The organism is Achromobacter spanius (assembly GCF_039673305.1).
GTDB lineage: Bacteria > Pseudomonadota > Gammaproteobacteria > Burkholderiales > Burkholderiaceae_B > Achromobacter > Achromobacter spanius_F.
Genome location: NZ_JBDJLJ010000057.1, coordinates 23,767 through 34,193 on the forward strand (window position 1 = coordinate 23,767; position 10,427 = coordinate 34,193).

A 10,427-nucleotide genomic window follows, 5' to 3' on the forward strand; every position below is an offset into this window, starting at 1 on the left:
GGCCGGCATGTCCAAACCCCTGGAAGACTACGGTCTCATCGGCAACATGCTGTCCGCCGCGCTGGTGGCGCGCGACGGGTCGATCGACTGGCTCTGCCTGCCGCATTTCGATTCGCCCGCGTGCTTTGCGGCGCTGCTGGGCGACGAGAGCCACGGCCGCTGGCTCATCGCGCCGCACGGCAAGATCCGCGCAACCTCGCGCCGCTACGTGCCCGATACCGCCGTGCTGGAAACCCGCTACGAAACCCGGACGGGGTCGGTGCTGCTGTACGACTTCATGCCGCTCAGCGACGACGACGAGCGCGTGGACGTGGTGCGCATCGTGCGCGGCGAGTCCGGGCACGTGCAGATGGACATGGAGCTGGTGCTGCGCTTCAACTATGGCCAGAGCGTGCCGTGGGTGCGCCGGCGCGACTACGGGCTGAATGCCATCGCCGGGCCGGACGCGGTCGAACTTCACACGCCCATCGAACTCGAGGGCCACGACCTGAAGACGACCGCGCGCTTCGCCCTGCATCCGGGGCGGGTGGTGCCGTTCACGCTGTCGTACCATCGCTCGCACCGCACGCCGCGCTTCGTGCCCGACCGTGTCGAAAGCATGGACCGGACCATATCCTGGTGGCAGGAATGGTCCAAGCGCTGCCATTGGGACGGGCCGGGAGACGGCCGGCGCGAGGCGGTGGTGCGGTCGCTGATCACTCTGAAGCTGCTGACGTTCCAGCCCACCGGCGGGATCATCGCGGCGCCGACGACGTCGCTGCCCGAACTGCTGGGCGGCAGCCGCAATTGGGACTACCGCCACTGCTGGCTGCGGGACTCGGCGCTCACGCTGTATGCCTTGCTGAATGCCGGCTATCGCGAAGAGGCCGAAGCCTGGCGCCAGTGGCTGCTGCGGGCGGTGGCCGGGCATCCCGATCAGCTGCAGATCATGTACGGCATTGCCGGCGAACGCTGGCTGCCCGAGCTGGAGATTCCGTGGCTGCCGGGGTACGAGGGCAGCCTGCCGGTGCGCCGCGGCAACGGGGCGGCGGGGCAGAGCCAGCTCGACATCTACGGCGAACTCATCGAGACCCTGTATGCCGCCCGCGTCGCGGACCTGGCGCCCCTGGCCGAAGCGTGGCGCTTGCAGAATGTGCTGCTCAAGCCGCTGGAGAACCGGTGGCGCGAGCTCGACCACGGCATCTGGGAGGTGCGGGGCGAGCGGCGGGCCTTCACGCATTCGCGGCTGATGTGCTGGGTAGCGTTCGACCGCGCGGTCAAGGCATGCGAGCGCTGGGGGCTGAAGGGGCCCGTGGACGCGTGGCGGCGGCTGCGCGAGCGGATCCGCAAGGATATCTGCGAGCGCGGCTACGACAGCGCGCGCGGCTGCTTCGTCCAGAGCTACGGATCGCGGGCGCTGGACGCCAGCCTGCTGCTGATTCCGCAGGTGGGCTTCCTGCCCGCCAACGACCCGCGCGTGGCCGGCACCGTCCATGCGATCGAACGCGAGCTGCTGCACGGCGGCCTGCTGCGCCGCTACTCGACCGAGCATACCGACGACGGGCTGGAGGGCGAGGAAGGCGTGTTCCTCGCCTGCAGCTTCTGGCTGGCCGACGCCTATGTGATGCTCGGCCGCCTGGGCGACGCGGAACGCCTGTTCGACCGGCTGCTGGCGCTGCGCAACGACTTGGGCCTGCTGTCGGAGGAATACGACGTCGTCCGGCAGCGGCTGATCGGCAACTTCCCGCAGGGGTTTTCGCACATCGGCCTGGTGAACACCGCCTACAACCTGAGCCGGGCCATGGGGCCGGCCCAGCAGCGCGCCGAGCAGGACGCGCCGCGCACCTAGCCGGCCGCACCTAGCCGGCCGCACCCGGCCGGCTCTGCCGTTTCTTACCCGCCCCGCGGCGGTCCGGCGCCGGTGTATTCTCGCAATCATGCGGCGCCTCATGCGGGCGCCAATCCTGCATACGACACAAAGAGCGCGCCGCGACGCCTCGCGCGCGCGCCGCCCCAGGAGAGACAGGCATGCTTTTGACCGACGAACAGCAAAGCGTCCAGGAAATGGCGCGCCGGTTTGCGCAGGAGCGCCTGGCGCCCAACGCCGAACGCTGGGACCGCGAACACCAGTATCCCGCGGACGCCATCGCCGAGATGGCGCAACTGGGCTTCTTCGGCATGCTGGTGCCGGAAGCCTGGGACGGCAACGACAGCGGCTACATGTCGTATGCCGTGGCGCTGGAAGAGATCGCCGCGGGCAGCGGCGCGTGTTCCACCATCATGAGCGTGCACAACTCGGTGGGCTGCATGCCCATCCTCAAGTTCGGGACCGACGCCCAGAAAGAACAATTCCTGCGGCCGCTGGCCCGGGGCGAGCATATCGGCGCGTTCGCGCTGACCGAGCCGCAAGCAGGATCGGACGCCAGCAGCCTGCACACCCGCGCGCGTCGCGACGGCGACGACTACGTCCTCAACGGCGCCAAGCAGTTCATCACCTCGGGGCGCAGCGGCCAGACCGTGATCGTGTTCGCGGTTACCGACCCCGACGCCGGCAAGCGCGGCATCTCCGCGTTCATCGTGCCCACCGACACCCCGGGCTACAAGGTACTCAGGGTGGAAGACAAGCTGGGCCAGCATGCGTCCGACACCTGCCAGATCGCGTTCGAGGACATGCGCATCCCGGCCGCCTGGCGGCTGGGCGCGGAAGGCGAAGGCTACAAAATCGCGCTGTCCAACCTGGAGGGCGGGCGCATCGGCATTGCCTCGCAATCGGTCGGCATGGCGCGCGCGGCCTTCGAATGCGCGCGCGACTACGCACGCGACCGCCAGGCCTTCGGCAAGCCCATCATCGAGCACCAGGCCGTTTCGTTCAGGCTGGCCGACATGGCCACGCAGATCCACGCCGCGCGACAGATGGTGCTGCATGCCGCGGCCCTGCGCGAGGCGGGCCGGCCGGCCTTGACGGAGGCCTCGATGGCCAAGCTGTTCGCCTCCGAAATGGCTGAAAAGGTCTGCTCCGCGGCGATCCAGACGCTGGGCGGCTATGGCTACCTGAAAGACTTCCCGGTCGAGCGCATCTATCGCGACGTGCGCGTCTGCCAGATCTACGAAGGCACCAGCGACATCCAGCGCCTGGTGATCGCGCGCGGCCTGTAGGCCGCTGCGGGATCAGGCGGGGCGGCGGGTTTGGGCGCGGCGGCGCGCCCACAGTGCATAGACCGCGATGTTGCCCGCGATCAGCAGCGCGGCCAGCACCATTTGCGTGGTCCGCGTGATGCCCTCGGGATAGATGAGGCCCATCACATAGTGCTCGATGAAGCCGCCGGCATAGCCTTCCTGGCCGGCGCGTTCGCGCAGCGATACCTCCAGCGGGGTCAGCGGGCATATCCATCCCATGCCGATCACCATGGCGCCCCAGGCCAGCGCGGGCAGGTGCAGGTAGGCGACCCGCGGCTTCCACAGCGCCAGCAGGCCGCCAAACATCACGAATGCGACAAACAGGCCGTGCGCGACGAGCACCAGGTCGGCAAGGAGGTGATAGGTCATCGGGTTTCTCTTTCTGGGACCGAATAGAATGCGGGCGTCCCTGACCAACCAAGATACTCCCGTGGAGAACGCCATGCATCCCCCCATCACCGCCGGCATCCAGGAAGCCGAGGAACGGCTGCGCCAGGCCATGCTGGCGTCGGACATCGCGGCGCTGGAGGCCTTGCTCGACCCCGGCCTGCTGTTCGTCAATCACATGGGCTGGACGGTCACGCGCGAGGACGACCTGGACACGCACCGATCCGGCCTGCTGAAGATCCACGCGCTGGATCTGTCCGAGCAGTGCATCCTGCCGCGCGGCGATTGCGCGGTGGTGTCGGTGCTGGCCCGCATCGCCGGCAGCTACAACGGCGTGCCGGCCAATGGCCTGTTCCGCTTCATGCGCACCTGGGCGACGGATGCGGACACCGGAACGTGGCGCGTGATCGCGGCTAGTTCGGTGATGGTGGTCTGACGCCGCAAGGGCCGTTCAGGCCTTGAGGTCCTTCAACAGCTTGGACAGTTCGGGCGCCGTCATCAGCGACACGCCTTGCGACTTCGCGTACTGGATCGCGTTGTCGGACACGTCGCCCAGCGCGATGTAGATGGCTTCGCGGGCGCCGCGCTTCTCGCGCACGGCCTGCAGTTCGCGCAGCGGCTCCACGCCGTTCCTTGCGGCCTTCCAGCGCTTGGCGCTGACGATGGCGACGTGGCCGTCCTTGCTGAGCGCAAAGTCGGCGCCGGGCGCCTGCAGGCGTTCGACTTCGCATCCGTCGCGCCGGAAGCCGGCTTCCACGGTGCGCGAGAACTCCGCCCACGACATGGCTGCCGCGGCCTCGGTGACGGCCTGCACGCGCGCCGGAGACGGCGCGCGCAGTTGCTTGTAGGCGGCCATGATCGAAATCACGGCAAACGGCACCGCGGCAAAAACGCCCATCGCGGCATACTCCAGCGGCAGCGCGGCAAAGCCCAGCACGCACAGCAACAGCGCCACGCCGGCGCTCATCCACCACGGTGAACGCAGCAGCACCGCGAAGATGGAATTCTGGGACATCTTGAGTTTCATGGCGGCTCGCGGCGGTTGGGGTCAGGCCGCGTCGCCGGCGTCGAACGCGCGCACCACGATGCGCACGTCGCCGCAGGTCACGATCTGGCCATCGCGGATCTTGGCGGTCTTGCGCGTTTCGACCACGCCGCCCACGCTGACCTGGCCTTCGGCCACGAGCATCTTGCCCATGCCGCCGCTGTCGCAGACGCCGGTGGCCTTGAGCAGCTGATTGATTTCAATATAGGGGCTGCCTTCGGCAAGCGTGAATTCGATGATGGGCATGATGCGTGTAACGGTCGATCGGGTCAGGCGGGGCCGTTGCCGGAGTTGCCGGGATTGCCGGGGGCAGACGGCTGGTCCGCGGGCGCGGGCGGACCGGCCGGCGGGGCGGGGCGGTTGTTGGTTTCGGCGCGGGCCATCCAGGCGATCAGCGACGAACGCATCGCTTCCTCGACGGACATCTGGATGGGTTGCACCCAGTCCTGCGGAACAAAGACCGTGTAGCCCCCGATCATGTACCCCATCGGCAGGTACACGGCAACGCGATCGCCCTGGGTGAAGCCTTCGGGCAGGCCGTCCATGCTGCGGCGCGTGACCAGGCCCACCAGTTCCAGCTGCTGGCCCGGCACGCGCAGGATGACGACCTGCTGGGCGGTGTTCTTGGAGCTGGGCGAGAAATAGTCGGCAAAGCTCTTGAGCGAGGAATAGATGCTCTTGACCACCGGCAGGTTGGTGAAGGGCATTTCCACCACCGTCAGGAAGCGCTGCACGCGTTCCTTGGACACCAGGTAGCCGATCGCCAGGATGCCCAGGATGCCCAGCGCCAGGCCCATGCCGGGCACGTAGAAGCCGCCGATGAAGGGGCGCAGGAAGGTCAGCGCGACGCCTTCGGTCCAGGCCAGGAACAGATAAAGCAGGTAGATGGTCAACGCCAGCGGCAGGACGGTGATCAGGCCACGGAAAAAGTATTTATAGAGACGGGTCATAGGCAAGAGCAAAAAAATGGGGTCGGACGAGTGCAATAACTCGCCGGAGGGCCGCAGCATAGCAGCCGTCGCAAGTCGTTCTGGTAACAAACCGGCCGGGCCGCAGGGCCGGCCGGGGGCGCTTGTCCTGTTTTAGTGTGAACAGGGCTAGCGGTCCACAGGCAGGAACAGGGTCTCCTTGATTTCCTCCATGACCACGTAGCTGCGCGATTCGGCGGACGCGGGCAGACGCTTGAGGATTTCGCCCAGGAGGCGGCGGTACTCGTTCATTTCGGTCAGCCGGGCCTTGACCAGATAGTCGAAATCGCCCGACACCAGGTGGCATTCCATCACTTCGGGCACGTACAGCAGTTCTTTCTTGACCTTGTCGAAGACGTCGCCCGACTTGGCCGACAACTTGATTTCCAGGAAGACGAGCAGGTTCTTGCCCAGCGCCGCCGGGTTGACGCGGGCATGGTAACCCGTGATGACGCCCTCGCGCTCCATGCGCTTGACGCGGTCCGAACACGGGGTGGCGGAAAGGCTCACGCGCTCGGCCAGTTCGGTGACCGAAATGCGGCCTTCGCGCTGCAGGATTTCCAGGATTTTCAGGTCGATACGGTCTAGGTCGCGCATTTCCACTTCCGCCGGTCAAAAAACGGGGCAGGCCCGAGAAAAAGCACTGGCAAAGCAAAATCTTCAGTGTTTTTCACTGCTCAGGGGCCAATAGACTACCGAAATTCCTGTACAAAACCAACCACTGGAAAGAATCATGCATGTGATCGTCCTCGGCAGCGGCGTCATCGGCACCACCACCGCCTATTACCTGGCCCGCCAGGGCGCCAAAGTGACCGTGCTGGACCGCCAGCCGGCCGCGGCGCAGGAGACCAGCTACGCCAACGCCGGACAGGTGTCGCCCGGCTATTCCACGCCCTGGGCCGCGCCCGGCATTCCGCTCAAGGCGGTCAAGTGGCTGTTCCAGAAGCATGCGCCGCTGGCGATCCGCCTGGACGGCAGCCTGTATCAGCTGAAATGGATGGCCGCCATGCTGGCCAACTGCTCGGCGGAACGCTACACGGTCAACAAGGAACGCATGCTGCGCCTGGCCGAATACAGCCGCGACTGCCTGCGCGAACTGCGCGCATCCACCGGCATCCACTACGAAGAGCGCACCCGCGGCACCCTGCAGCTGTTCCGCACGGACGCCCAGATGGAAGCCGCGCGCCGCGACATCGCCGTGCTGGAAGAAGTCGGCGTCCCGTACGAACTGCTGGACCGCCACCGCCTCGTCACGGCCGAGCCGGCGCTGGCCAATTCCGCCCACAAGCTTTCGGGCGGTCTGCGCCTGCCCAACGATGAAACCGGCGACTGTCAGCTGTTCACGCGCCGCCTGGCCGAGATGGCCGCCGCCCTGGGCGTCGACTTCCGCTACAACCAGACCGTGGCGGGCCTGGACACCGCCGGCGGCCAGATCACCGGCGTGCGGGTCGGCAACGACGTGCTCAAGGCGGACCGCTACGTGGCGGCCTTTGGCAGCTACACGCGCGGCTTCCTGGAGCCCCTGGGCCTGGACCTGCCGGTGTATCCGGTCAAGGGCTATTCGCTCACGATCCCCATGAAGGACGAGTCCGCCGCGCCGGTCTCGACCATCCTGGACGAAACCTACAAGATCGCGGTGACGCGCTTCGACAAGCGCATCCGCGTGGGCGGCATGGCCGAGCTTTCCGGCTTCGACCTGCGCCTGAAGGACGCCCGCCGCAAGACGCTGGAACTGGTCGTGAACGACCTGTTCCCGGGCAGCGGCCATGTGGCCCAAGCCGAGTTCTGGACCGGGCTGCGTCCGATGACGCCGGACAGCACGCCGATCGTCGGGGCCACCCGCTACGGCAACCTGTACCTGAACACCGGCCACGGCACGCTGGGCTGGACCATGGCTTGCGGCTCCGGCAAGCTGGTGGCCGACCTGGTCATGGGCCAGCGTCCCGCGATTCGCACCGACGGCCTCGGCCTGTCGCGCTACGAGCGCGGCGCCGCCGCCAGTCAGCCGCTGGTGCTGGGCGGCAAGGGCGCCTGAGCGCCGGGCCGGACGCGGCGGGCACGCACAGCGAGAAGGCTTCCTTCTCTCTGTGCCAAAATCGCCGCATGACCCATTTCCTGCATACTGCCGACTGGCAGATCGGCCGACAGTACGGCCAGTTTGAAACCGACGACGCCGCCATGCTGGCCGAGGCGCGCTTTGACGTCGTGGCGCGCATCGCCGCCCTGGCCGCCGAGCGCGGCGTGGACGCGGTGCTGGTGGCCGGCGACGTGTTCGATACGCAAGGCGTGTCCGACCGCAGCATCCGCCGCCTGTTCGCCGCCATGGCGCCTTACGCCGGGCCCTGGGTGATGATCGCCGGTAACCACGACGCCGCGCTGGCCGACAGCGTCTGGAGCCGCGCGATGCAGCTGGGCTGCATCCCCGCCAACGTCCACATTCCCCTGCGCACCGGCGTCGTCGACCTGGCGCAGGCCAATCTGGCCGTGCTCGCCGCTCCGCTGACGCAGCGCCATACCTACGACGACGTCACGCAGGCCTTCGACGCCCTCGAATCCGCCGCCGGCCGGGTGCGGGTGGGACTGGCCCACGGCAGCGTGGCGGGCCGCCTGCCCGACACCGTCGACGCCACCAATCCCATTGCGCCGGACCGCGCGGCGCGCGCGCGCCTGGACTACCTGGCGCTGGGCGACTGGCACGGCTGCCTGTCCATCGACGAACGCACCTGGTATGCCGGCACGCCGGAGCAGGACCGTTTTCGCGGCAACGAGCCGGGCCATGTGCTGGACGTGCGCATCGCGGCCCCCGGCGCCGCGCCCGAGGTCGAGCGTGTGGCCGTGGGCAAGTACCGCTGGTCGGCCTGGACCGAAACGCTCAGCCTGCCCACCGATGCGCAGGCGCTGGCCGACCGCATGGCGGCGCTGCGGGCCGAGGACGTGCTGCGCCTGGACGTGCAGGGCCACGTCAACATGGAAACCTGGGAGGCCCTGCAGCGGGCGGTGGACCAGACTGCCGCGCAGGTGCGGGCGCTGCTGCCGGATCTGTCCGGCCTGCGTCTCGAACCCGACGAAGCGGACCTCGCCGAACTGCGCGCCAGCGGTTACGTGGGCGAGGTTGCCGCGCAATTGCAGGCCCTGCAGGGCGATGCGGCGCAGTCCGCCGTGGCGGGGGAGGCCCTGCGGCTGCTGCTGCGGTTCCAGCGTGAAAGCGTCGCGCCGGGAGCCGCCAAATGAAGCTCACCCGCATCGTCCTGGAAGAATTTCGCAAGTTTCGCCAGCCCCTGGCGCTGGACGGCTTGCAAGACGGCCTGAACCTGTTCGTCGGCCCGAACGAGGCCGGCAAGAGCACGGTCGCCACCGCCATACGCGCCGCCTTCCTGGAACGCTACAGCACCAGCAAGGTGGCGGACCTGGCGCCGCGCGGCGAATCGGGCGCGCGCCCCAGCGTCGAACTGGCGTTCACCCACGCCGGCCACGGCTACGTGCTGAAGAAGCAATTCCTGTCGCGCGCGCGCTGCGAACTGCTGATCGACGACGGCGCGCAGCGGCTGGACGGAGAAGAAGCCGAGAACGCGCTCGCCGCCTTGCTCGGCTTCGAGCTGTCCGGACGCGGCCAGAGCAAGCCGGACCTGGCCGGCATCCCCGGGCTGTTGTGGATCCAGCAGGGCGACGGCCAGAACCTGCAGGAGGCCGCGGGCCACGCGGGCGTGCATCTGCGCGACGCGCTGACGCAGCTGTCCGGTGAGCTTGCGTCGGGCGACGGCGATCGCCTGTTCGAGCGCGTTTCGTCGGAACGCGCGGCCTTGCTGGACGCGCGCAATGGACGTCCCAAGGGCAGCTACAAAGAGGCCGAGGACGCGCTGGCGCGCGCCGGCGCCGAACGCGACGAGTGCGCGCAGGCCATGGCGCAGCTCGATGCGGACGTGGACCGGCTGGCCGAACTGCGCCGCGACCACGAACGCGCCCAGGCCGCGGAACCCTGGAAGGACTTCGAGTCCAAGGCCGCGCAGGCCCGCGCCCGGCTGGCGGCGCTGGCCAAGGAGCGGGAGGCGTTCGACGGCCTGCAGCGCGAGCAAACCCAGGCCGCACAGACCCTGGCCCTGCTGCAAGACCAGGTTCGGCGCGACCAGCAGGACGAAACCGAATTCCAGGCGCTGATGCGCGACGCGCGGGCCGCGCGCGCCCATGTGCAGGCCGCGCAGGAGCCCCTGGCGCGCGCCCAGCAGCAGCGCCAGGCGCATGCCGCCACCGTGGAGGCCGCGCGCGGGCGCGTGGCGGCGGTGCAGGCCCTGGCAGACCGGCGCGACCTGGACCGGCAGCTCGCTCAGCTTCGTCCCGAGATCGAGCGTCTGGACGGCGCCCTGAAAGAGGTCGCGGTCCTGATCGAGCAGGGCTCCGCGCTGAAGGCCGAGACCCTGCGCCTGGAGATTTCCGACGCGGAGATCGAGGCCCTGCGCAAGGCCGGGCGGGAACTCGGCAACCTGCAATTGCAGCAGCAGGCCATCGCCACGCGGTTGCGCTTCGACCTTAACGCCGGCCAGCAGGCGCTGCTGGACGGCAAGGCATACACCGGCAACGGCGAGGTCCTGCTGACGGCCGCGGCCGAGCTGGACGTGCCCGGCGTCGGCCGGTTCCAGATCGAGCCGGGCGGGCAGGACCTGCCCGCATTGCAGCGCGACCTGGCGCGGGCCGAGGCGGGCTGCGCCGCACTGCTCAAGCGCGCGGGCGTGGCCACGCTGGCCGAGGCCGAACAGCGCCACGCGCGCTACAGCACGCTGTCGCGGGAGCTCGAAGCCATGCGCAAGACGCTGGGCATCCTTGCGCCCAAGGGCGTCGAGGCCTTGCGCAACCAGCGCGAAGAAGCGCTGGCGCGC

11 protein-coding genes are annotated in these 10,427 nt (G+C 68.6%); 6 read left to right on the forward strand and 5 right to left on the reverse strand.

From position 1 onward, the window contains the following. Positions 1-7: 7 nt before the first annotated feature. A complete protein-coding gene (locus tag ABE485_RS26430) occupies positions 8-1,828 on the forward strand; it encodes a glycoside hydrolase family 15 protein (RefSeq protein WP_346518214.1) in 1,821 nt (606 codons plus the stop codon). A 179-nt stretch (positions 1,829-2,007) separates the two neighbouring features. Continuing rightward, positions 2,008-3,135, forward strand: coding sequence for an acyl-CoA dehydrogenase family protein (locus tag ABE485_RS26435; protein WP_346518215.1), 1,128 nt, complete (start codon positions 2,008-2,010; stop codon positions 3,133-3,135). Positions 3,136-3,147: 12 nt separating this feature from the next. Here ABE485_RS26435 and ABE485_RS26440 read toward each other — a convergent pair whose 3' ends face one another. Continuing rightward, the gene (locus ABE485_RS26440; RefSeq protein ID WP_346518216.1) at positions 3,148-3,525 is read right to left on the reverse strand and encodes a DUF2784 domain-containing protein; all 378 of its coding nucleotides are present in this window, start codon (positions 3,523-3,525) and stop codon (positions 3,148-3,150) included. Between the two features lie 73 nt (positions 3,526-3,598). On the opposite strand from ABE485_RS26440, the gene ABE485_RS26445 reads away from it, so the two are divergent. After that, the gene (locus ABE485_RS26445) at positions 3,599-3,979 is read left to right on the forward strand and encodes a nuclear transport factor 2 family protein (RefSeq protein WP_346518217.1); all 381 of its coding nucleotides are present in this window, start codon (positions 3,599-3,601) and stop codon (positions 3,977-3,979) included. A gap of 15 nt (positions 3,980-3,994) precedes the next feature. Here ABE485_RS26445 and ABE485_RS26450 read toward each other — a convergent pair whose 3' ends face one another. The 4 genes from ABE485_RS26450 to ABE485_RS26465 all read right to left on the reverse strand — a co-directional run bounded on the left by ABE485_RS26450 (position 3,995) and on the right by ABE485_RS26465 (position 6,153). Then, positions 3,995-4,570 carry a restriction endonuclease gene (locus ABE485_RS26450; protein ID WP_346518218.1) on the reverse strand — a complete coding sequence of 192 codons (576 nt, stop codon included), beginning with the start codon at positions 4,568-4,570 and terminating at the stop codon, positions 3,995-3,997. A 21-nt stretch (positions 4,571-4,591) separates the two neighbouring features. Continuing rightward, complete coding sequence (locus tag ABE485_RS26455) at positions 4,592-4,834, reverse strand: RNA-binding S4 domain-containing protein (RefSeq protein ID WP_346518219.1); 243 nt, start codon at positions 4,832-4,834, stop codon at positions 4,592-4,594. A gap of 23 nt (positions 4,835-4,857) precedes the next feature. Then, a complete protein-coding gene (locus tag ABE485_RS26460; protein WP_346518220.1) occupies positions 4,858-5,538 on the reverse strand; it encodes a DUF502 domain-containing protein in 681 nt (226 codons plus the stop codon). Between the two features lie 147 nt (positions 5,539-5,685). Further along, on the reverse strand, positions 5,686-6,153 hold the full coding sequence (locus ABE485_RS26465; protein WP_057282994.1) for a winged helix-turn-helix transcriptional regulator: 468 nt from the start codon (positions 6,151-6,153) through the stop codon (positions 5,686-5,688). 136 nt (positions 6,154-6,289) lie between these two features. On the opposite strand from ABE485_RS26465, the gene ABE485_RS26470 reads away from it, so the two are divergent. The 3 genes from ABE485_RS26470 to ABE485_RS26480 all read left to right on the forward strand — a co-directional run. After that, complete coding sequence (locus ABE485_RS26470) at positions 6,290-7,591, forward strand: D-amino acid dehydrogenase (protein WP_346518221.1); 1,302 nt, start codon at positions 6,290-6,292, stop codon at positions 7,589-7,591. A gap of 68 nt (positions 7,592-7,659) precedes the next feature. Continuing rightward, positions 7,660-8,787, forward strand: a complete 1,128-nt coding sequence (locus ABE485_RS26475; protein WP_346518222.1) for a metallophosphoesterase family protein — start codon at positions 7,660-7,662, stop codon at positions 8,785-8,787. Next, on the forward strand, positions 8,784-10,427 hold a 1,644-nt coding region (locus tag ABE485_RS26480), incomplete at its 3' end, for an AAA family ATPase (RefSeq protein WP_346518223.1). The genes ABE485_RS26475 and ABE485_RS26480, both read left to right, overlap by 4 nt.